Raw genomic sequence first — 21,619 nt, 5'->3', positions numbered from 1 at the left:
AAGAGGTAGTTGCCGGTCGCGCGATTGGGGGCGGATGAGCTCAAGGAAAAGGACGCTTGATTGCACCCAATCCTGGCGGGGATTCGCACGTGCATTTCATGACCGCCGAAGCCGTTGGCGGCCGGTCAAACGACTGCTCATAAGCTGGACGAATAGATGGCGAGTAGTCCCAGCCTCAAGTTGCCTTTGTGCAACGCAGGCTCTCGATGTTCGTCCCCCGGGATCGATAGGATCTTCGCAGCATCAAGCTCGATTCTAGGTCGCGGAACATCGTGTAGTTCCGTCGTATCCACTGATGCAGCTCGGTGGACCAGTCTTTTTCGTCCCGCAGATATCCGGTGAAGGAAAAGCTAAGTCGGTCTATATATCTCTTGAGAAACAGCGGCAGCGCCGAAATCTGGAGCACCCGCTCGCCATCCATGACTTCAGGTAATCCGCCGCGCAGCGCAAATTCATTGTGGACGGTGACCAGCGATGCTGACGGAATCTGCCGCCGCAGTATGTCATAACCGCGAAAGGAAATGCGGTCAGCGCCGGCGATGAAGAGAATGATAGGAGCGACACAGCGGCGCGCCGTCTCCTTCATGAAGCCGATCTCCTCGCACATCTTGAAGAATTCGTCGAAGGCATGGAAGCCGAGATCGATCACCTTGGGTACCCGATCGTGGACGATAAGCGGGTCCATCAACTGCATCTTGCCGTAAGTGTCCGTCACATCCGCGGTCTCGGTGATCTTCGGCAGGTAATCGAGCAGTGATGGCTCTTTTAGATTGACATCGAACGACAGGGCGGTGCCGTCTTTGAGCAGCAAGAACTCGCTCAGGACGCGAGCGATGAGGGTTTTTCCAACCTGCGGGCTAGGAGAGCAGATGATGTAGATAGGGGTCGCTAACATAGCCAGCAGATCAATCTCGTTTCGTATATGGGCCTGCTCTTGGCCCGCAAGAATATGCGACTACTTCTCGCCACTCCGCGTAGCGGACTTGGCGCCGGCCAATTCCGTCAAGTTGATGCGATCAAATTCGCTCCAGACATTTGCCAGCCAGTGCCGGACATAACCGCGTAGCACGAAGGAGTTGTTCGCGGGCTCATCGTTGCGGCCCTTGTTTGCCACGAAATCGACGAACGGGACGGATGCGACTTCGACCTGCTCATAGGCCATCTCGTTAAGTTTCGGGATGGTCAACTCGGTCGCCTGTTTGATGCGGTGAAAATAGGAATTATAGGTCGACTGGTCCCACTGGAAGAACTGAGTGTCATTGATGAAGTTCTTGACCAGATAGTACTTTGCGCCGCTCATGAAGGTAGCGGTCTCCGCGATCTCGTCGAGCGAAGCGATGGACGATCCTAGGATGTGGAATACGGCAAAGGTAATCTGGCCGGACCGCGCCGAATCCAGAAATCCGATGTCGCGCAAGGAGGCCAGTGCTGAGGACAGTAATCCGGCGCGAGCGTCAATGACGGTGACGGATAGCCCGGAGTTCAGGGTATCGAAAATCTTCATCTGGTCCGCGGTCGTCGTCATGTCGACGATCTCGGTGATCGCGGGATAAAAGCGCTTCAACGTCCCCCGCGGAGACTCCGTATCGAAGGCGCGTGTTTGCACGTTGTTGACGCTGAAGTAGTCCAGCAGCGTTCGTGATACGGTCGTCTTGCCGACACCTCCCTTGTCTGCGCCCACTACAATCACAACTGGCTTCACCATCGAATTCTCCTGAGACACTCGCTCTTGCCGTGCGCGACGTGCGCAATCGGCGCGTCTCTGCTTTGGGTGAGAACATGGCAGAAAGAAGGGTAATTGAATTTTCGATGAGAGCGCTCCTCAGGTGGACGAACGTTTTCAACATCGAACGAGTTGCGTCGTGCGATTGAGACGGTGACGCAGGCCGAGAGCAGAAAGTAATCGCTCCTGCTCGTGATCTACGTGAGGTTTGTGAGTAGCCGAAGGGTCGGCCACCAAAGGATCAACCGTGAGGCTGGTGGTCGTTGCGATAACGATAGCGTTCTATCTACCGATCGTTGGAGCGGCGTGGAAATGACGTGAATCTTGCGCTGCGTCAGCTTGTAGCCTCGATGTAAACAGGATCGAGGTGGTGCGGCAATTGCCTGGAGAAAAGTCGCGAATCTAGCTCGTTTGACCTGGGTTGGCCGATCTAGTGTCTCCAGAAGCGTGATGACGTTTTCGCTGGAATGCGCCTCATCAGTTCTAAAAATGGGTTGAACGAACTCGCTCTCACCCTCGTAGGAGGCAGGGGTGTCCGGGGAATGATTCACTGTGTCGCGGTGCATGCTCGGCAGGACCGAGGCAAATCGGTCTTTTCTGGTTGTCGAGACACAGAGGGCCGAGCATGCGATATCGCGGTAGCATTTTTGGAAGGCTGCTTGAACCGATCAATCGACGGCAGTTTCAGACGGTTGTGGATCGTCTGGACGGGGATGCCTACGACAAGTCGTTCAGGAGCTGGGATCATCTGGTGGCGCTGATCTATGCCCAGCTTAGCGGCAACAGCAGTCTGCGCGGGGTGGTGACTGGCTTCAACGCCAATTCGCAGCATCACTATCACTTGGGAACCGGCAAGCTGTCGCGCTCGACGTTGTCCGATGCCAATGCCCGCCGTCCGATCGGCATTTTCGCGCAAACCTTTGCGGCGCTGTCGGCGATGGCGCGTCGCCAGCTGCGGAGTGAAGGCATGGAGATGGTGCGTCTGATCGACGCCAGTCCGATCCCGCTCGGCAAGGTCTGCAGTTGGGCGACGTGGAACGGCCGCATCCGCGGCATGAAGCTGCATGTCGTCTACGACCCAAGGAGCGATGTCCCGACCTGCGTCGAGATGACGGCCGCGAACGTCAATGACATCGAGATCGGCCGACAGACCCCAATCCAGCCCGCCACCACCTATGTGTTTGACAAGGGCTACTATTGCCGTTTCGACTGGTGGCAGAAGATCAATGATAGCAAGGCTTTGTTCGTTACCCGGGCGAAGACGAGCATCCGTCTTCGCTCGCTCAGGCATCGCGCCATCCGCAAGCGTAACGGGGATGGCTTCGAAATCCTTGCCGATGACGAGGTGAAGCTCACCAGCAAGGGCGATTCGCGCCTTCCAATCCAGCTCCGCCGCATCAAGATCAGACGCGAGAAAGGCGGCAAGATCACACTCCTGACCAACGACCTTGCCCGTAGCGCCGTCGAGATCGCCGCCCTCTACAAGAGCCGATGGCAAATCGAGCTGCTGTTCCGCTGGATCAAGCAGCATCTCGATATTCGCAAGTTCCTCGGCGCCAACGACAACGCGATCCGCCTTCAGGTGCTCGCTGCGATGATTGCCTACCTGCTGCTGCGCATCGCCGCTCACACCAACTGCATCAAAATGCTCCCGCTCAGGTTCGCCGAACTCGTCGGCCAGCTCCTGCTCACGCGTCGATCCCTCGCTGCCATCGACAAACCTCCGCCCATCAACCCCAGCCGTCGGAAATCAACCATCTCACCTGACCAGATGGAGCTCCGCTATGCCTGAATTTCCCCGGACACCCCTGCGTAGGAGGGGGCGGGATGTGCGAGTGCTTAAATCCGCGAGGACGCAAATCGCAATCCTGCATCCGTGTCGAAGCAGGATTATCGTGTCGCTGACGAGGACGGCAGGGAAGCCGGAGCGACCGGTCCGGCGGACGCGTGTCCGACAACATCGCGCGCGTCGATAACCGCATCTATCTAGCTAAGGCGGACTTGCAGAAGATCGGGCGTCGAATTGCGGCTTCCCGACGCGGTTGTCGAAATTCGGCACGCTCGAACGCAAACGAAAAGCTGGAGCCAATTGGCACAATGGATATTTACGGGGAAGGGCGTCGATGTGGCGCCGACTGAAGTTTCGACAGGCTCGCGGTCAACATTCTGCTCTCCACCGTGAATGGCCTGGCGATATTTCTCATAGTCACGAGGCGAGAACCGGCGAGCAGCTCCTTAGAGTACACCGCGCCGAAGTAGTCGAGGACGAAGGTGCCGGAATAGCGTAGACTTTCGGTCGCGCGGATTAGATTATCGAGAATTGAGTCCACTTGGCCAATGCGATCGCGATAGCGCGCACGGATAACGTTTACGGCGTTCATCGAGTGAACCGCCTCGTCGGCAATCACTTCCCTCAGCCAGTGATGAAACGTGTTGTTACCAAGGGCGTCATAGAAGGGCTTCTCTGCTGCATAGGCACGGCAAGTGCACATCTCATCAAATGCAATCATAACCATCAGGGAGAATTCGTCCTTCATGTGTTCAACGATTGGACCAAAATCGTGAGGCCGAGCGTCCAATCTCTCCCGAAGATCCCTTTCGGATCCATTAGCGACGAGTTCAATGATGCGGATGAAGCCATCGGTGTGGCGCTCCTCGTCGATCGCCCACGCGTTGAAGAATGCCGCAGCTTCATCGCTAACGATGAGGTTTCGGTCGGCTAACTCTTGTTTCAAGTGCCGGGCGTCATATTCCGTGTACAGGTCAGGCCACAATTTATTCCAACGCGCACGTATAGCCGACGGCTCAGCGTTGAACATCGCTGGCGTAAGAGAATTGAATAGTTCTTTTGGACTCCAGTTCCGTCGAACCGGCGTGATCATCTGAGTGCCCCTAATCGCGGTGCGAGCGCTCTAGCGTGGCATTGTTAACCGAGCACTTGTTAAGCAGTCTGCTGCAAACAACACGTGCCGTCACCCATCTGTTTTGGCGAGTTGAGTCTAAGTCGGAGACGTCCGCCTTGGCCCAAGCGTCACCCGCAGGGGCAGCAAGTGCATGGGCCAAAGGCCGCAAATCGAAGGCCCGACTCTCAATCGGAGGTGGAAAATGATGCGCCTGACGCTGAGAGTGCTGCCTCGCTGTCATGCTGACAGGTACTGTAAGTGTCTCCAGATCCGGCGACGTCGCTGGTTCGGGCTACGGATCGGTCAGTCTGGACCGCGCAGAATTAACCCTGTCGTGTGGCATGGGACCGAGGTTCGAACTGGCACCAATGGACGTCAATCTGCGTCGGAGTCGATCCCAAACCTTGGCCTCGTCGCGGGGTTGACAAAGCGTTGGCCTCCGCTTCTCACATTGGAAGCCGACCACTATCACAGGTCGCTTGATTGACGTGCAAGCCGAGACGTGCCCTCGCTCCCGTTTTTCATCTATACTTTTGCCTGGCTGAAACTGTATGCCGAGAAAACGCGGAGCAGCGGCGCCCTTGGCCGGCAGTGCCGAGGCGCGTTTGATGGAGGATCTCCTCCTGGGAAAGGTTCATCGGCCGTCGGGCCGGCAAGAATCTGCCAACCATTCACGCCTTTCGCCCTTGCCGCTAACGGATCGAAAACTGTTATGCAGCAAGTTCTTGCCTGAAACAGCAGGGGAAATATCCGCAAATGACCGGACTGGCCGTTATGGAAAACGTGCGCCGCTATCGCGCGATAGCGTCTCTGTGCCGGCAGGCTGCCGCATTTCGGCCAATACAAGGCGTCTCATTGCTGGCGCAAGCTGTAGAGTGGGAGGAGCGCGCGGTTGCGGAGCTTGAGAGATATTTTAACTGTTCGCCTGCATGTCTTCGTTGAAGTGACCGGACGATCCAAAGAGCCGCTACCCAAGAATTGGTAAACTCAAGATACAGAATGTTGGCCAGGTGACCTGGTTACGAAGTCGTGTGAAAGATCGGTGACTTACTGGCTTCTAATTGAGGGTAGAGGCTTCGTCGAGCAGCAGAAGCCGCGGGCGCGACATCAGGGCCCGGCCGATCGCCGTTCCGTCGAAGCGAGGGCGTGTCGGGCTCACGCCATCCAGCCAAGAGATGGCGCTCGGCTCTCCCGATTGTGCACGATAAAGTTGCGCTCCTCGCGACAATATCGTTCGAATGCAAATGCGCCTGTAATCTCTGCACGTGATCATTATCCAGCTGTCTGTCGGCCAGCCGACTGACGTGGATTAGGCATTCGCGATTTACCGTTGTCGGCTGTGAGATCTCGATCTGGCTAATGCGTACTCGTCGCCAGGTTGTAACTCCTGATTGGAGTTTCGGATGTCCGTCTTACCTTCAAGTGCGGCCGACAACTCGAGATTGTTGCGCAACATCGAATTTGTGGGCTCGATCGCGAGGCCTTGACGATATAGCACTTGCGCCTCCTCGTGGCGCCCCTGTTGATCGAGTACTACGCCTTTGGCATTCAATGCGCGCAGGTCGCCGGGTGCTGCCAATAGTACCTCATTGAGCACCTGAAGTGCCTCATCTGAGGAGTTGCGCGCCAACAAGGCCCGTGCAAGAGAAATTGCCGCATTGACGTTGTCCGGTTGTTGGTCCAAGGCCGCGCGCAGATTCTTCTCATCAGCATCAATGAGAGCGCGCGAGATGCGCTCGCGCTTGGCGGGATCAAACTCTTTGGCGTCTGCTAAGTCTGACGTGGACCACTGCTGGCGTGACAGGTTCGCGCAACCGGTGAGCATCATAATAGTGAGCATCGCAGGCAGAACCGACCATGGGCCTGGACTAACGAAGCACAAGCGCCGCCGACGTTTGGTTCCATTTGAATTCATGGCCTGCTCGTGCAGTCTCAACTCGCAGCGCTCAGGAGACCGCCCGGGGAAGGGCTCTTGTCCTTGGCAGGTGCCAGCTTCACGGATCCGATCGGCTGGACAGTGAAATCTGCGGCGAGATCCTGATAAGAAAGGACAGGTAGGTCGATTCCGTTACGCGTGAGAAAGCCGCGAACGAAACGCCGGATATCCATCGAACCTAGAATAACTGGCTGGTTCTGGCTGCGCGCGATGCTTGAATGGATCTGGCGAAATTGGGAGAGCAGCATCTCGCTTTGCCGATCCTCCAAAACGAGGTATGGGCCGACGGCGGTCTCGCGCACGGCACCCCGCACGATATCCTCAGTCTCACGCTCGACGATAAAGGCGGCCACAACGCGATGTGCGTTGGCATAGCGGTGACAGATCTGCCGCTTCAGAACAGAGCGCACATATTCGGTAAGCAGTACAGCGTTTTGCTCCCGTTCGCTCCATTCCGCAAGCGCCTCCAGAACCAAGCGGGTGTTCCGGATTGGGATGCCCTCGTCCAACAAACGACGCAGGACATCCGCGATCCGAGGGATCGGTGTCGTGCGCAGCACCTCTTTCACCAGATCGGCATATTCCTGCTCCATCCGGCCAAGCAACTGGCGCGTTTCCTGAATGCCAACCAGGCGCTGTGCATAGCGCGTCAACGTGGACCGGACGCGCAAGGCGACGATTTCGCTCGGACCGTGGTGCCCTATGCCGGCCGCTTTGAGAGCAGCCGCATGGTCCTGTTCGATCCAGATCCGATGCGTGTCTGGATCCTGCCAGAACGGGATACCGCTCAATTCGATGTTCGCTACGTCGTCGTCAAGCAAGAGCTTTGTCGGGTCAATAGCGCCCTCTTCTACGGGTACGCCCTCGACGGCCACACTGAATTGCGATCGGGCCAAGTGGTTGGCGCTTTGGGCGGGAATGCGTGGAATTGTGATACCCAGATCAGCTGAGACCAGTGCTGAAACCCGTGCGACGCACTGCTCGAGTTCCCCCACGTCCATTGCCTTCATTAGGTTCGGCGCCAGCAACAGGGTAATCGGAAGTGCTTCGGCCGGCACGGTTTGCTTCTGACCCTGCGTGGAAGCGGGAGCCGAACCGGTGGGATTGACGCCGGCCTTGGGAGCGGTCTTGCTCTCTGGCACGCCAACCTTGACAAAGCTGGCTGCGGAAAAGAGCGCGGCCAGTATGACAAAGGGGGGCAAAGGGAAGCCAGGAACGAGCCCCATCACAAGCAGGACGCAGGCGGCCAGCCGGAGCGCTTGTGTGCTGGCCGTAAGCTGGTTGACGATATCGGCGCCGAGATTGAGTCTGGAAGGACCGTTGACACGAGTGACAATGGTTGCGGCTGTAATTGACAGCAGCAGGGCTGGGATCTGCGAAATGAGCGCATCACCGATTGTCAGGATAGTGTATTGATGCATCGCCTCCTCAAGGGACATGCCCCTGGAGAGCGAGCCGATCGTGATGCCACCTAGCATATTGATACAGATGACTATGAGTCCGGCGATGGCGTCGCCCTTCACGAATTTCATGGCGCCGTCCATCGCGCCGTGAAGCTGGCTTTCCCGCTCCAGCGCGCCGCGTCGGCTGCGGGCTTCGTGCTGGTCGATATGGCCGTTGCGCAGCTCCGCGTCGATCGCCATCTGCTTGCCCGGCAACGCATCGAGCGTGAAGCGCGCCGACACCTCTGCCACTCGTTCGGCGCCCTTGGCCAGAACCATGAATTGCACCATGGTTACGATCAGAAATATGACAATGCCGACGGCGATGTTGCCGGATATGACGAAATCGCCGAACGTATGGATGATGCTGCCGGCGTCACCCTCGGACAGGATCAGCCGCGTCGTTGCAACGGTAAGAGCGAGTCGAAAAACAGTGGAGATCAGGATGACGCCCGGCAGCGACGAAAAGTCGAGTGGCGTGTTGAGATACAGGGCGACCATCAGCAGCAATATGGCAAAGCCCAGATTGAAGCCGATCAGCATATCGATCACGACAATCGGGATCGGCATGATCATCATTCCGATCGCCAGAAGAAGCATCAGCGCGACCATCAAATCCGGATGAGCGGGCGCGCGCGTGATGAGATTTCGTAGAACGTTGGCCATGAAAAGCCTTATTGTTGCCTAGCTGCAGCTGTGTTGCACCGCAATGAAACATAGCGCTTGAAGGTGGCCTGCGCTTCGGTCATGCGGGCGGCATGGCGCAGGGCGTGGCTGCGCATAAGCATCAAGGGCAGAGACGAGGACGGTTCGTCATCTAGTTTGTCAAGCCGATCCAATACCGACAGTGCTTCGTCACCGCGACGTTCCGAGATGAGAGCGTAGGCCAGGATCCGCAGCAAGCCGATGTCTCGAGACTGTTCGTGAGCAACCAGCCGCAACAGAGCCAGGCTCTTTGCGCTCTGCCCGCAGGAAAGATAGATATAAGAAAGCACGCAGAGCAAATCTCGCTCCGGCCCAGAGACCAGCTCGCGAGCATCGGCTTCGGAAACGTTTGGCGGCTGTGTAGATGTGACGTGTTGCAATTTGTCTGGCTCGGCCATTGCTAGCCTTTGATCAAGCCGTTGTGGCTCTGCCGGAGCAAGATTAACCGCTGCAGCTCCAGCTGCAGAAGGGCGGCTCCTTCACGTGCCACCAAATCCTCTGGCGCGGCAGATAGCGTATTGGCCAAACGCTCCAAAAGAGGGCCGTGTTGATCAGGACGCAGAACGTGCGAATGACGTAGCCGCGGCGTCACGAAAGAGAGCAGGCTATGCGCGAGATTAGGCCCGTTAAGCCAAGCGAGTTCCGAGCCTGGCTCGATCTGACATGGCTCGGCGCGGGCCTCGTCGAGATTGACGCGCGAAATCGCATTGATCGAACCGAGCTCGAGCGCGCTGTCGATCGTGCCCTCAACCAAGCGATCCGGTGCGTCGTTATGCTGGGAAATTGCGCCGTGGTTCTTGTCATCATTGCCACGCGTCCGATCGATCCCGATGGACTTGGCTCGAGAATTGCCCGGCGTGATGCTAGATGCATGATGATCAAGGTTTGGTCCCTGAAAAGAGGCGCCAGGCTCGACGGAATTCGGGGGCAGCCTAGTCATGGCACTTTGCTTCCTTACCTGCGGCCTGAAACGCTAATAGGACAGAGCGGCAAGCCGGCCATTCCGGCTCAGCAGAACACGCCCTTCCTCAATTCCGTTGACGGTCCATCCATTGCTCAAGAGCGCGCCAACAAAATACTTTTGGCCAGCAACGACGATATAAGGGTCGCTGCCGCGCCACACAGCCTGGATTCCAATTGCGGAGGGTGTCTTCTCATCCTTGACGGCGACTGCATTGACGAGCGTATAAGCGCCGTTGCTATTGCGATCAAAGCGTTGCTGGATGCCTTGCCACGTGGCAAGTGCAGCGGGCGTAATGCTGCCGTCGGCCGTGACAACGCCGGACCCAGAACCGATTTTGATGCCGACAAGGCCCGCTCTGTCAACTTCCTCTTGCAGCAGCCCCGCAGTTGCATCGGTGACCAGAGCATCAGGAGCGCTGAGCGCCAGCTTGGGGGCAACGTCGGCGGCAGGAGGCGGACTTGGCACTGCAGCCGTGTCAGTCTGGACAAAACTGGTCGACAATGTGCCAGCCGCGGCAAGGCTGATAACGACCATGGCAAGTCCGGCGAGCGATACACGCCGGCGATCGATAGAGCCAGCTTTTTCGAGGCCCTCGATAGACCACTGGATCGACATTTCGCCGGCATGAAGGACAACAGGAAGAGGGACAACGATGGGCGCGTTTGGCAAAACAGTCTCGTGTCCCTCGACACGAACGTCGCCCGCCAGGGCCTCGATCTCGATCGAGTTGGAATGCGGGGTGACACGAAGATGGTGTGGTTCGAGGCCCTGTTCGACAAAGATTAAATCAGCATCGAGGCTGCTTCCGATCAGACACGATCCGACCCCTACTTTGCCCGTCAGCCCAGAATAGCACCCCAGCAGCACTTCGAAACGCGGGCAATGTGGTTCATTCACGGTCGCTCTCCTGAACTGCGAACGGGACCGTACGGCAAAACCGTACGGCCCGTTGCGACTTCACGGACTAAGCAGCCCGGGAAAGTGAGCGACGTACGTCGCCCCACGTCATCCCTTACTGCACCCGCTCATCGGCTGCTTTCTTGACGGTCGAAAGCTCGGTCGAGACGACGCGAAGTTCCACATCCCTCTCGGCAGCCTTGGTGCTCGTGGCGGTCAGAGCGGCGATTTGCCGTTGGAATGCCGCCTCTCCAGCAACTTCAGCACCGGCGGAAGCGGCTCCAGTTGCAGCGGTGCCAGCTGCACCGCCTGCAATCGAGGTACCAGACGCACCAACGCCCTTAGTCATAGTAATTCTCCTGTTTGCTCGAATTTCGCCGCAACGTGCGGCTCCTATTTTCCTGACGCCGCAACATGCGACGTCAGGAATCCTCTTCTGTTTCGGCCATGACGTCGTCGAAATGACCCATTGCACTATTGGCAATCTGCAGAGCAGCGGCTCCCAGAGCGACGTTGAATGCTTGCTGCATAGCAGCTTCTCGCGAGGTGCCGCCCGGAGTGGACGCGCCGCCGTTTACGGGACTATCCGCATCTGGCGATCGGCCATGATCGTCGCGCTCGTCAGGTTTGTGAGATCCTTTTTTGCCGCTGCTTTTGCCGCCAGCCGCATGGAGGTCGGCATCAACGTGCCCTGCGGCGCTAGAGCTCGTAACGCGCATCGGGTTCTCCTATGTCAATTCGATCGTGCCAATGGAGGCAGTTTCCGCCCACCAATGTGCAAACGTTAGCTTTCGAGAAGCTGACGAGTTCTAGAAAATTGAGCCGATGCTGGATCTGCGAAAGCTGCAGATCAGATGGTATGTACCAGGACAAACGTTCGTTTGTGGAGCTCGATCGGGTCGGATCGCTGCTCATCAAGTCGAAAGCTTCAACAGGCGGATGTTAACGCAACCATTAATAGATCACGTTCGAAGTCGACGTGCTGCAATCCCGGGCTGACGTCCCTTTCGATACCCGCGGGGTCTTTCGACAATTTGCTCGCGGCCGGGCGCAGCGGGACAGATCTTGACTTGGTTTGGAGCGGGCCGGAAAGCGAGACGGCGATTCATGACGATCCCTCGGTCCTGGAGGGCTCATGAAGGATCCGTCAATCGGGGCCCGCCTTCAGGAGAGCGAACAGCAGCCTGCCGCTCGAGAAAGGTCCTGAGCCCTGGCGCTCTACGATCCGCGTGCTCCTGATCCTTGCGCAAGCCGGCAGGCTCGTATCCCTCCGTTGAGGGCCGCCTTGTTTGACGAACGCGATCGCTGCAGGTCCTAGGGGTAATCCTAGGAGAAGCGCTATGACGATTTCGAGGGCGGAGGTGATCACGTCGGTCGAGCGGCGGCGCCGCTGGTCGCAAGATGAGAAGGAACGGCTTGTTGCAGCGTCGCTGGAGCCCGGCGCCAATGTTTCCGAGGTGGCTCGCGTGGCCGGGCTTCATGTGAGCCAGCTGTTCAGGTGGCGCAAGGAGCTTTGCAGGCACGGCGAAGCGAGCATAGCGCCGTTTGTTCCGGTCGAGATTGGGTCGTCCGCGCCACCGCGGGAGGTGGCCGAAGCGCCGTTGACGACGACGACGCGTCGACGCAAGAGCCACGGCATCATCGAGATTGATCTTGGTACCGGGCACCGCATCCGGGTCGATGGCGACGTTGATGGAGACGCGCTACGTCGTGTTCTCGATGCTTTGGTCCGCCGATGATCCCAGTTCCCACGGGCGCGCGAGTGTGGCTCGCGACAGGCTACACGGACATGCGCCGAGGCTTTCCGTCGTTGGCACTCCAGGTGCAGGAGGTGCTGCGCAAGGACCCGCTCAGCGGTCATCTGTTCGTCTTCCGCGGTCGCCGAAGCGATCTTGTGAAGGTGATCTGGCACGATGGCCAGGGAGCATGCCTGTTCACCAAGAGACTCGAGAGAGGAAAGTTCGTCTGGCCATCGGTTGCGGGTGAAGCTGTGACGATCTCGCCGGCTCAGATGAGCTACCTGTTGTCCGGAATCGATTGGCGTAACCCTCAAGAAACCCATCGGCCGACGCGGGTCGGATAGCCGCTTTTACGATTTGAATCTGCTGCTCGATCTGATTCAATGGCTTCATGACATCGAAGCCGGACGATCTTCCTTCTGACCTCGCGAGCGCCTACCTTGCGCTGCTGGCCGAGCGAGAGATGTTGCAGGCTGAGCGCGATGTCGCCGTCGCGGATGCCGCCAGTGCGCGGGCGGAGCTGTCGGACAACGAAGCGCTGATCGCACATCTTGAGCTGCGGATCGAGAAGCTCAAGCGCGAACTGCACGGGCAGCGATCCGAGCGCTCGGCACGGCTGCTCGAGCAGTTGGAGTTGGAGCTCGAGGAACTCGTAACCACGGCGAGCGAGGATGAGCTTGCCGCTCAGGCGGCGGCGGCGAAGACGCAGAACGTCCGTCCCTTCACGCGTAAGCGGCCGGTGCGCAAGCCTTGGCCAGACGATATCGAACACGAGCGCGTCGTCGTTGAAGCTCCAACGGCCTGCGCCTGCTGCGGTGGATCACGGCTGGCGAAGGTCGGCGAGGATGTGACCAAGACGCTGGAGGAGATCCCGCGCCGCTTCAAGGTCATAGAGACGGTACGCGAGAAGTTCACCTGCCGCGATTGCGAGACGATCAGTCAGGCGCCTGCGCCGTTCCATGCCACGCCGCGCGGCTTCATCGGTCCACAATTGCTGGCGACCATCCTGTTCGACAAGTTCGGCATGCATATCCCGCTCAACCGCCAAAGCGCGCGCTTCAAGAGCGAGAGGATCGACCTGTCGTTGTCGACGCTGGCGGACCAGGTCGGCCACGGGACCTTCGCGGTCATGCCGCTCTTCCACCTGATCGAACGCCATGTGCTCGCTGCCGAGCGCCTTCATGGCGATGACACTACCATCCGGATCCTGGCGAAGGGCAAGTGCACGACCGGACGGATCTGGACGTATGTACGGGATGATCGGCCCTTTGCCGGGCCTGCGCCGCCTGCGGCGGTCTATTACGCCTCGGGTGACCGACGAGGCGAGCATCCCCAGAAGCATCTGGCCGCCTTCGCCGGCATCCTGCAAGCCGATTGCTACAACGGCTTCGAGCCGCTGTTCGATCCGCAGAAGAAGACACTACCAATTACGCCGGCGTATTGCTTTGCCCATGCCCGGCGAGGCTTCTTCGAGCTGGCTGACATCGAGAAAAATGCTCGGGAGGGCAAGAAGGGTAAACCGGTCTCCCCGATCGCACTGGAGGCGGTCAAGCGGCTGGACGCGTTGTTCGAGATCGAGCGCGCCATCAACGGCTGTGACGCTGACGACCGGCGCGCCGTCCGCCAGGAACAGAGCAAGCCGCTTCTCGAGGACATGCACGCCTGGCTGCTGCGCGAGCGCGAAACCCTCTCGCGCTCGTCCGAGGTCCTGAAGCCGATCAACTACATGCTCAGGCGCTGGGAGGGCTTCGCCCGCTTCCTCGACGACGGCAGGATCTGCTTGACCAACAATTGCGCTGAACGCGCATTGAGAGGCATCGCCTTGGGACGGCGCAACTGGACCTTCGCCGGCAGCCAGCGTGGGGCCAACCGTGCCGCCATCATGCTGACGATGATCACGACGTGTCGTCTCAATGACGTCGATCCAAAGGCCTGGCTTGCCGACGTCCTCACCCGTATCGCCGATCTTCCCACTTCGCGTCTGCACGAACTGCTGCCCTGGGAATGGAAGCTTGTGCGCCAGGCTGCAGAGCCCTCCGATCAGCGGGCCGCCTGATCTTCACCCAACGCCATCATAGCGCTCTCGAGACCCGCGCGCATGCGTCAATCGGGCGGCCCTCGTCGTGTGCGTACGCAGGCTCCGCGGCTCCGACCGGTTCTGTCGCGCGGTTTTAATGCATCGACCTTCTTGCCGGGCTGCGTATGCAGTCGATCGACCTTCGCAGCGGCAGACTGGATTTGAGGTCGCCCTCGCGCGATCGAGCGCGGCCCACATAAATTGTGCGCAGTGAAGAGCGAGCAAGTTCCTTGGATCCAGCGGACGGTATCGAGGATGGTAGAGCTTGCGCGGCCGACTGCTCGGCAGGGAGACCTGACCGCGCGTAGCCGCACAAGCTCGACTGGCGTTTTCAGCCTGATCCTGACAGACAGTGCGATCCGGCTAGGCGTTAGCGCCTGCAGCTTGCATGCGTTCGGACTCGATGCGAGCCTTCAAGTTGTTCAGGTAGTCCTCCGCGTAGGACTGGGCTACCGAAACCGGGAGGTTGACCCCCGCCGTGGCCGCTTCTTGAATTGCCTGCTTTACCAAGCCTTCTCGCATTGCCAATTTGACCTCAGGGCCGCCGATGCAGCCTACCGCCTGTGCCGCAAGGTTCAGGCCAGCTTCTTCGAGCGCTTGCTTTATATTGCCACCGCTGATCGCGGTGTGAAGAAGATTTGCAGCTTGCGCTTCGGCTTCGAGCACCATTGACGCCAAATCGGCCAATTCGCCCAAGCCTGGAATGAAGCTAAGTACACCGACTGCTGTCGCGGCCCAGTCGAGTACCTTCGAGCCAACCTTGAGCACGTCGTTGATTGCGTGCATGAAGGCGCCACCGTTTTTTTTGGGAGACTTGATGTCGGGCTGGTCTGCCACGCCCATCGTCATGTCCGCGACCGCGTCCTTCTCGGCGGCCGTTCGGGCGGCATGCGTCTTCACATGCTGAACGGTGCGGTTCGCACCGGACATGTTGCTGAAGAACTGGTTGAAGTCGCTCTTGCTGATATTGCCGGAATCGACCGTATGACCGCCGCCGAAGTCGAAGAACTTGTGGTGGGTTTTGTAGCCCGTAATCGCGTTGTTCATCAACCCGAACAGCACAGGGTCGGACAGCAGCCGGGATGCCGCCCTTCGCACCTCGGGCGCGAGGCTCTTGTCGTCAGCCATGCTCGCCAGCTTTTCCCGCGTCAGGTCGCCCTTCCCGAAAAAGGCGCTTCGGTTCTTGCTGATCGTGTCGAGCGTATCGAGCTCGGCTTTCGTGAGATTCACCGATGATGAAGCAACCTGCAGGAAGTCCTCTTTGTGGACCTTGTCTATCGAGCCGCCATACAACTGCTTCCATTCATCCGGATGGTCGAGGAAGTATTGAGCGGCCGCGAGAACCTGCGGCGGGCATTTGCCCGTCTTGGCTTCGCCGTCGACGATCTGCTTGAAATCCGAAAGGCTTAGGTTCTTGGGCAGGTTGTCGGAATAGCGATAGAGCTCGCGCAATGCATCGGTCAGCATCATAACCGATGGCTCGCCGTTGCCGCTGCCGTCGGAGGGGATGTAGTTTTGCGTATAGTTCTTTGCCCGCTGCTCCTGGAACTCAGCAACTTGCGGGTGGTGATCGGAGAAGCCGGAGAGATCACCCGCTTTGATTTTACCGCCGCAGCGGCCGTCGCCTTGCGAGCCTATCGCGTAGAAGAGCTCGGGGTCTCGCTGCAGTGCCTCGATGGCCGCCTTTAGATCCGGCGGTGTGGAGGGATCGTTGGCCAAATCTCCCAGAGATTTCCAATCCAGCGGGCATTTGTCCTTATGTCGGATCAGCACCGACACAATCTGCAGCTCGGCCTCAGTCGGGGTGCCGCTGTTCCACGTAATTCTGGAGCTTTGTACGGGGGCTTCTGCAATCTTTGGGGCGTTCGCAGCGGAGGAGGCTTCCTCAGAGGACGGCTCGGGGGTCTCCTGACATGCGTCCAGTGCGGCCTTGATCTCCGGCGGGATGATGTTCCGCACCTCTTGCGTGAGTTCCTCCGTCAGTTGCTTGGCCGAGTCCTCGGCCGCCGGACCTTGCGGTGGGGAATGCTCGTCAGTCGTGCCCTTCAACGACAAACTGACCAGCACCGCCTCGAAGCTTGAAAAGTCACGCGCCGGCGAGGGCCCGGAAGCTAGCCCCGACAAAGCCAAATTCGAGCTGGTGGTTAGCGGCAGATTGTTGACTGACATCATACGTCCTCTGATTTGAGATCGCACCACAAGCTGGCTATGTGGCGCAGCCTGAGATCGCGGCGAACAACGAGCAAGAGATGTCGATAGGCTTCAATGGCTCCTACCGCTTGCTTCCGATTGCACAGCGCTCCCAGCGCTCAGTTTGGCTACAATCTAGAGGCATATCGCCGTCTAGATATTCACGCCGTATGGTAGGAGCGATTAGCTTTCGAGAAGCTGACGGCGCTCAAAGGATTTCACAATGAGTTGAGAAATGACGTCGCTCAAGGCGGCGGCGTGTCCTCAATTCGGCATCGGCTTGCTTCGGTGCTCGATCGCTCGCCTCTGCGACAGCAAGGTCAACGAGTCTGCCGCTCTTCGCAGGATTCGCGTGCGCTGATTCATGCAACACATCGCCGGTTCCGCAACATCGCTCGGCAACTCACCAGCGTTCAGCCAGCTCGCGCCTGCGTGTCAAACAAGTTGTTGGCGTCTGCCCGATCGCGGCGATGCAGCATGATCGGATCAGATTGCCGGGGTGGACGCACGAATCAATCCATCCCAAAAGTTGAGCGGCGCATGGTACTCCGGACACCTCGGATCTCAAATGTACCTCTGCATCTGTCAATGTCACTGTGCTTCGTCACCTGGCGGGTGTTCGCTCGAATCTGCGGGCCGAAGGGCGGCGTCTAGCGACGGTTCGAGACGAATGAACCCTTCTGCTCGCCATTGTGCCGTGTGAGGCATACCCAAGACGGTGAACGTTGTAGTCCGGACATTTCTGCTCGGCATGACGTCACGGCCTCTCAGCATCTCGATCTGAGCAGGCGTAGCTGTTTGGCCGACGAAGACCCAGTTTTCGCTAGCGAGATATCCGTTCGCCATGACGAAATCGCCAAGCTCCGGCGGCGCGCCGCGTGCGGGCAGCGCGGGTCCCGCTTGGGACGGTCCGGCGTGAGGCGACCCCGCCCGCAGGAGTCCAGGCTCAAGATCTTGCCAAACAGGGTCGTTGCCGAAATCGGAGGCATCCGCGCGTTCTTGAGCGGCCGCTTGTTGGGAATTGGACTGCTCGCCGTCGATCAATGACGGCTCGCCGCGTGATGATTGGCCTCCTAGCTCCTGCCAAATCAGGTCCTGGTTGTATTCGGGCATTTCATCCAATGCCATCAGTTCACGCTCAAACTCACGTCGATCGGCGGGCGATGAGGCCGAGTGGTGCGGTGGGCTCTTGTCTGCTGCGCTTAGCGCATTGAAGTCCATCCTGTTCCTCCTTTTGCACAACAAAGCGGCTCTCATCCGATGCGACGAACTTCATGACGGACTTCGTAGAGCTTTTCAAAGGCGCGCATGAAGCGCTAAGGCTGCAAAGCAGGTCACGGATACTCGCGCATCCGTGATGCGGGCCCGGACGTTTATTGCCTGTCTTGCGGCATCGCCGCTCGACAGCCGCCCTCTAATCATGACAGCAGCAGCTTTCGAAAAGCTGACAGAGGGAAATTACATCTCTTCCTGACCCATCTGTTATCATCCGTTCAATTCTTGCCAGGATCAGGTGCGTGAACCACGCCGTCTTGATGTGAAAGCTCGGGTGAAGGAACGTCGTTGGGGCGTCCTTCGCGAACGACCACGCTGGAAGATCCGCGAAACAGCATCAAGACCGACTCATGCGGTGGCTTTTCGGCTCCGTTCGGGTTTCGTCGCGCCTGTGCCTCCGTCACCAGTCCTTTGAGTGTTTGCTCCACAAGCGCGATAAAGCGAGGCGGACCGGACGCGAAGACGAGGCCATCTCCCGGCACGGCTCTCACGATGTAGCGCTCGTCCGAGATGTTGAGTGCGTCGAGCGCCGCCTTGAACGCGTCAAAGCTGATCGGATTTAGTATCAGAAGGCGACTTTGCGCCTCATGCGCGTCAGATACGTAGAGCACCAGCCCATCGTAGTACCATTGAAGGTTGTAGAGACTGATCAACCGTTCGAGAAACTCCCGCGGTGAGAGATCCGGCATTCGCCCGCGAATTCGTCCCTTCACCCCCGTGCTGATATTGACTCTGATATTGAGGTTGTTACCGAACTCCTGCAGCGCGGTCGCGAGGTCCTGATCCAGCACTGTGTAACTATACGGCGTCGACGGCAGCGCCAGCGGGGCGCCGAGCGCCTTGATGGCGCCCAAGCACATGAAAACAGCAAGATAGAGAACTTTCTTCAAGATATGCAGCCTTGTAGACGGGATGAGCATTCCAGCGAGTTTCTTCTACTTGAGACCAAGCACCGGAATTCGTCCCAAAATTTGGAGGCCGACGCTTCGAACGAAATTGGAAGCCAACCGTGATTATTAGATGACAGATGCTCGTCAGCTTTTGGTCAGTCTGGGTCTCTAGGGTGCCAGCCCATTCATGCGAGCGAATGGCTACTCTCACCACGGGACAGAAATGATTTCTCCCATTTTGCTTGGAATTGCGTCGGTCTCCGCCAACCCCGTCGAGTGTGCCTCCAGCGGCTGTTCGCTGGCGCACGCCCAGTTTCATGAGAGTCTCGCGCAGGCCGCCTTGAAACAGGGGGGCGTCTCTTCTGTGACCGAGCGCGCGCCAGTTTCATCGGTGCCGGAAGTGCAGCGCGCAGTCACGCCGGCGAGCCCGCTTGGCGATCGCGTCCTTCAGAGCATTTCTGCTATCCACCAGGGCAAACCATTTCCTGGAGGTGCAGTGTCGCCGACGCTCGTCGGCGACCTTGATCCTGCGAAGAGTTTCCAGCTTGGGCCGGCCGCGCAACCGCTCCTGCGGCCGCAGCAAGTCGGGGTGCATCCGGCGGGCAAGCCGGAAGGTGCGGATCATTTCGATTCGGCGCTGACGAATTTGCGCGATGTTTACAACGGCGTCGTCCAGGTTTCGCTCATCTCCAAGGGTACAGGTGCCGTCAGTTCATCTCTGAATAAACTTCTATCAGCAGGCTGAGCGGGCCGTTGGCTGTCTTGACGAAAGGTAAGATCGGTAACGGTCGGCCCGCGAGCAAGCGGCTTCATGCTGTTGTTCTGCTGCTACTTTTACCGACCCTCACCGGTTGCAAAACGGATCTGTATACCAAAGTGCAGGAGCGTGACGCCAACGAGATGCTTGGGCTGCTGCTGAGCAGGGGCGTAGATGCCATCCGGGTCGTCGGTAAGGATGGGACGAGCACCATTCAGGTCGAAGAAAAGCAGCTCGCCTATTCCATCGAGTTGCTAAATGACCAGGGCTTGCCGCGCCAGCCCTTCAAGAGCCTTGGTGAGGTGTTCAAGGGGTCGGGGCTCGTTGCCTCCCCGGTCGAGGAGCGGGCCCGCTACGTCTATGCCCTAAGTGAAGAATTGTCGCGTACGATCAACGATATTGATGGGGTTCTCTCCGCCCGTGTTCATGTCGTTCTACCGAAGAATGATCTGCTGCGGCAGGATGCAACCCCGTCCTCGGCGTCGGTTTTCATTCGGCACGCCTCCAGCGCGAAGCTCTCAGCCTTGCTGCCGCAAATCAAGATGCTCGTCGCCAATAGCATCGAAGGTCTATCATACGACAAAGTGGCGGTCGTGTTCGTGCCCGTCGAGCGGACTCAGCATGAGGTCTCGGTTACGCCAGCGGCAGCGTCAAACGAGTCAACCAGGTTCGTCGCGGCTCCCATTGCGATCGGCGCAGGAGGTGCGCTCGCCGTATTGGGCATCGTATCTTGGCTACTGCTGAGCGCACGCGGTGGGCAACTTCGCCAATCCTGGCGTAAGCTGATAAATCTCGGCAGTGGTGCCAGCAAGCCAGCGGTCCAGTCCGCTGGCAAAAAGCTCTCCTCCGATGCGAAATAGGCCGGCATTCAGGTTCGTATCGATGGTATCCCCCGACCAAAATCATTCACTCAACGCGCATTCCGATCGCCTGCGCGAGCTTGCCGCCTTGATCCATCCCAGCCGTTTGGCCGGCCATCTTGATGGGCTCCTGTCGGAGGCCACGGTGCTGCAGTTGCAGAAGACGCCGAGGTTGCAGCAAAGACTGGCCGGATTGCTGCTAAGTGAGCTGGCCTCGAACGGAGCTGACTGGGGCAGGGACGTTCTGCTCGGGCATGATCCGCGTCGGGCGGCCTTGCTCGCTGGCAGTATCTGGCATGCCCGTTCGATGCTGAAGCTTGTGTCAAAGCATGATGTGGCGATTCTGATCGAAAATATTGGTGCGGAAGCGCACGCTTTCGCAATCCGACACTTATCTGCTGCGGTCGCGACCACATCGATTGTCGATCCGCATAAACTGTCGAGCCAGATTGAACATGACGGACATGCCAGCCTTGGTGCCTGGCTCAAGGACGCATCAGAGCTTGACCGTTTGCGCGTCCTATTCCGTTTACGTGTTGGGACCGCCGCCGAATCCCCAGCAGCCGAACACCACAGCGCAGCGGGTCGTTTGCTGTCTTTGGTGGTAGCCCACTTGGCCAACGAGGCGCCAGCGGCATGACGGCCGATGAGATGGCCCAGCCAGATAGCCCGCGGATACGGCCGGTTGGTCCACTCATACCAGCCGCGGAACTCGGCATCTGGTACGATGCGGTGCAGACGCGTGCGCTAGCCGACCGATATCTGCAGCAGGTTCGCAGCTGGGCAAGCAAAGCCTATCAGCAAGAGCGGGAGCACGGCCACAGCGAGGGTCTTAGGTCAGGATCGGACCAAATGGCGCAGCTGATCGCCCGAGCTGCTTCCGATGTGGCCCGGCGAAAAGCCGTTCTGCAGCAGGAGTTGCCACAGCTCGTCCTTGAGATATTGACCGACCTGTTGGGCTCCTTTGATCCCGGCGAGATGCTGGTAAGAACCGTTCGTCACGCCGTCGAGCAAAGATATAGCAGCGCGGAAGTATGCCTTCACGTGTCTCCTGTGAACGCTGATGCACTAAGACATGAATTCGAGGCGTTCGACGGGACGGATGGTCGGCCGAAAGTCAGAATTGATCCGGACCCGGCTATGGGACCTGACCAGTGCGTTCTGTGGAGCGAGTTCGGCAATGTGGATTTAGGACTTGCCGCACAACTCCGCAAATTGCGTCTCAGCCTTGATCCGTCCTCTCAGGAAGGCGAATCGTGAC

General features: G+C 58.6%; 22 protein-coding genes. 9 read left to right on the top strand and 13 right to left on the bottom strand.

Features of this window, described 5'->3' with window-relative positions:
• Positions 1-175: 175 nt before the first annotated feature.
• The gene (locus J2R80_RS41545) at positions 176-895 is read right to left on the bottom strand and encodes a hypothetical protein (RefSeq protein ID WP_253640811.1); all 720 of its coding nucleotides are present in this window, start codon (positions 893-895) and stop codon (positions 176-178) included.
• A 60-nt stretch (positions 896-955) separates the two neighbouring features.
• Positions 956-1,705, bottom strand: coding sequence for a hypothetical protein (locus tag J2R80_RS41540; protein ID WP_229157581.1), 750 nt, complete (start codon positions 1,703-1,705; stop codon positions 956-958).
• A gap of 643 nt (positions 1,706-2,348) precedes the next feature.
• Here J2R80_RS41540 and J2R80_RS41535 point away from each other — a divergent pair.
• Positions 2,349-3,515: an IS4 family transposase gene (locus J2R80_RS41535; protein WP_253640810.1), complete on the top strand. Its 1,167-nt coding sequence runs from the start codon at positions 2,349-2,351 to the stop codon at positions 3,513-3,515.
• A 313-nt stretch (positions 3,516-3,828) separates the two neighbouring features.
• On the opposite strand, the gene J2R80_RS41530 is transcribed toward J2R80_RS41535, so the two are convergent.
• Entirely contained in the window at positions 3,829-4,605 is a 777-nt protein-coding gene (locus J2R80_RS41530) for a hypothetical protein (RefSeq protein WP_253640809.1), read from the bottom strand.
• 777 nt (positions 4,606-5,382) lie between these two features.
• Between J2R80_RS41530 and J2R80_RS41525 the strand changes: the two genes are divergently transcribed.
• Positions 5,383-5,568, top strand: a complete 186-nt coding sequence (locus tag J2R80_RS41525) for a hypothetical protein (RefSeq protein WP_253640808.1) — start codon at positions 5,383-5,385, stop codon at positions 5,566-5,568.
• 382 nt (positions 5,569-5,950) lie between these two features.
• On the opposite strand, the gene J2R80_RS41520 is transcribed toward J2R80_RS41525, so the two are convergent.
• The 7 genes from J2R80_RS41520 to J2R80_RS41490 all read right to left on the bottom strand — a co-directional run bounded on the left by J2R80_RS41520 (position 5,951) and on the right by J2R80_RS41490 (position 11,289).
• Complete coding sequence (locus J2R80_RS41520; protein WP_253640807.1) at positions 5,951-6,454, bottom strand: tetratricopeptide repeat protein; 504 nt, start codon at positions 6,452-6,454, stop codon at positions 5,951-5,953.
• A gap of 104 nt (positions 6,455-6,558) precedes the next feature.
• On the bottom strand, positions 6,559-8,670 hold the full coding sequence (gene sctV / locus J2R80_RS41515; protein WP_253640806.1) for a type III secretion system export apparatus subunit SctV: 2,112 nt from the start codon (positions 8,668-8,670) through the stop codon (positions 6,559-6,561).
• An 8-nt stretch (positions 8,671-8,678) separates the two neighbouring features.
• On the bottom strand, positions 8,679-9,107 hold the full coding sequence (locus J2R80_RS41510; RefSeq protein WP_253640805.1) for a histidine kinase: 429 nt from the start codon (positions 9,105-9,107) through the stop codon (positions 8,679-8,681).
• A 2-nt stretch (positions 9,108-9,109) separates the two neighbouring features.
• Positions 9,110-9,649: a hypothetical protein gene (locus J2R80_RS41505; protein ID WP_253640804.1), complete on the bottom strand. Its 540-nt coding sequence runs from the start codon at positions 9,647-9,649 to the stop codon at positions 9,110-9,112.
• Positions 9,650-9,682: 33 nt separating this feature from the next.
• Positions 9,683-10,570: a hypothetical protein gene (locus J2R80_RS41500; RefSeq protein WP_253640803.1), complete on the bottom strand. Its 888-nt coding sequence runs from the start codon at positions 10,568-10,570 to the stop codon at positions 9,683-9,685.
• 115 nt (positions 10,571-10,685) lie between these two features.
• Positions 10,686-10,919 (bottom strand): nodulation protein NopA, encoded by a 234-nt coding sequence (locus J2R80_RS41495; RefSeq protein ID WP_229157596.1) that lies wholly within the window; start codon positions 10,917-10,919, stop codon positions 10,686-10,688.
• A gap of 73 nt (positions 10,920-10,992) precedes the next feature.
• On the bottom strand, positions 10,993-11,289 hold the full coding sequence (locus J2R80_RS41490) for a hypothetical protein (protein ID WP_253640802.1): 297 nt from the start codon (positions 11,287-11,289) through the stop codon (positions 10,993-10,995).
• Positions 11,290-11,910: 621 nt separating this feature from the next.
• On the opposite strand from J2R80_RS41490, the gene J2R80_RS41485 reads away from it, so the two are divergent.
• From J2R80_RS41485 to J2R80_RS41475, 3 genes are read left to right on the top strand one after another with little or no spacing between them, the layout of a single operon-like run.
• On the top strand, positions 11,911-12,309 hold the full coding sequence (locus tag J2R80_RS41485; protein WP_057016786.1) for a transposase: 399 nt from the start codon (positions 11,911-11,913) through the stop codon (positions 12,307-12,309).
• Positions 12,306-12,653 carry an IS66 family insertion sequence element accessory protein TnpB gene (gene tnpB / locus J2R80_RS41480; protein ID WP_057016787.1) on the top strand — a complete coding sequence of 116 codons (348 nt, stop codon included), beginning with the start codon at positions 12,306-12,308 and terminating at the stop codon, positions 12,651-12,653. The genes J2R80_RS41485 and tnpB overlap by 4 nt, the downstream gene beginning before the upstream one ends.
• 47 nt (positions 12,654-12,700) lie before the next feature.
• On the top strand, positions 12,701-14,365 hold the full coding sequence (locus tag J2R80_RS41475) for an IS66 family transposase (RefSeq protein ID WP_253640801.1): 1,665 nt from the start codon (positions 12,701-12,703) through the stop codon (positions 14,363-14,365).
• Between the two features lie 384 nt (positions 14,366-14,749).
• Here J2R80_RS41475 and J2R80_RS41470 read toward each other — a convergent pair whose 3' ends face one another.
• From J2R80_RS41470 to J2R80_RS41460, 3 genes are all read right to left on the bottom strand, one after another.
• Complete coding sequence (locus J2R80_RS41470; protein WP_253640800.1) at positions 14,750-16,555, bottom strand: HrpF/NolX family T3SS translocon protein; 1,806 nt, start codon at positions 16,553-16,555, stop codon at positions 14,750-14,752.
• A gap of 612 nt (positions 16,556-17,167) precedes the next feature.
• Positions 17,168-17,797, bottom strand: a complete 630-nt coding sequence (locus tag J2R80_RS41465) for a hypothetical protein (RefSeq protein ID WP_253640799.1) — start codon at positions 17,795-17,797, stop codon at positions 17,168-17,170.
• A 272-nt stretch (positions 17,798-18,069) separates the two neighbouring features.
• Positions 18,070-18,711, bottom strand: a complete 642-nt coding sequence (locus J2R80_RS41460; protein WP_305884585.1) for a secretin N-terminal domain-containing protein — start codon at positions 18,709-18,711, stop codon at positions 18,070-18,072.
• 253 nt (positions 18,712-18,964) lie between these two features.
• Here J2R80_RS41460 and J2R80_RS41455 point away from each other — a divergent pair, with 253 nt between their 5' ends.
• The 4 genes from J2R80_RS41455 to sctL are packed head-to-tail and all read left to right on the top strand — an operon-like array spanning position 18,965 to position 21,618.
• On the top strand, positions 18,965-19,486 hold the full coding sequence (locus J2R80_RS41455) for a nodulation protein NolB (protein WP_253640797.1): 522 nt from the start codon (positions 18,965-18,967) through the stop codon (positions 19,484-19,486).
• A 17-nt stretch (positions 19,487-19,503) separates the two neighbouring features.
• Complete coding sequence (gene sctJ, locus J2R80_RS41450; RefSeq protein WP_253641094.1) at positions 19,504-20,358, top strand: type III secretion system inner membrane ring lipoprotein SctJ; 855 nt, start codon at positions 19,504-19,506, stop codon at positions 20,356-20,358.
• 22 nt (positions 20,359-20,380) lie between these two features.
• Entirely contained in the window at positions 20,381-20,998 is a 618-nt protein-coding gene (locus tag J2R80_RS41445; protein WP_253640796.1) for a nodulation protein NolU, read from the top strand.
• Positions 20,995-21,618 carry a type III secretion system stator protein SctL gene (sctL, locus tag J2R80_RS41440; RefSeq protein ID WP_253640795.1) on the top strand — a complete coding sequence of 208 codons (624 nt, stop codon included), beginning with the start codon at positions 20,995-20,997 and terminating at the stop codon, positions 21,616-21,618. The genes J2R80_RS41445 and sctL overlap by 4 nt, the downstream gene beginning before the upstream one ends.
• The last annotated feature ends 1 nt before the right edge of the window (position 21,619 follow it).

The organism is Bradyrhizobium sp. USDA 4541, assembly GCF_024171085.1.
Classification (GTDB): domain Bacteria; phylum Pseudomonadota; class Alphaproteobacteria; order Rhizobiales; family Xanthobacteraceae; genus Bradyrhizobium; species Bradyrhizobium australafricanum.
The sequence above is the reverse complement of the archived record's forward strand: the minus strand, read 5'-3'. Positions and strand labels throughout refer to the sequence as shown.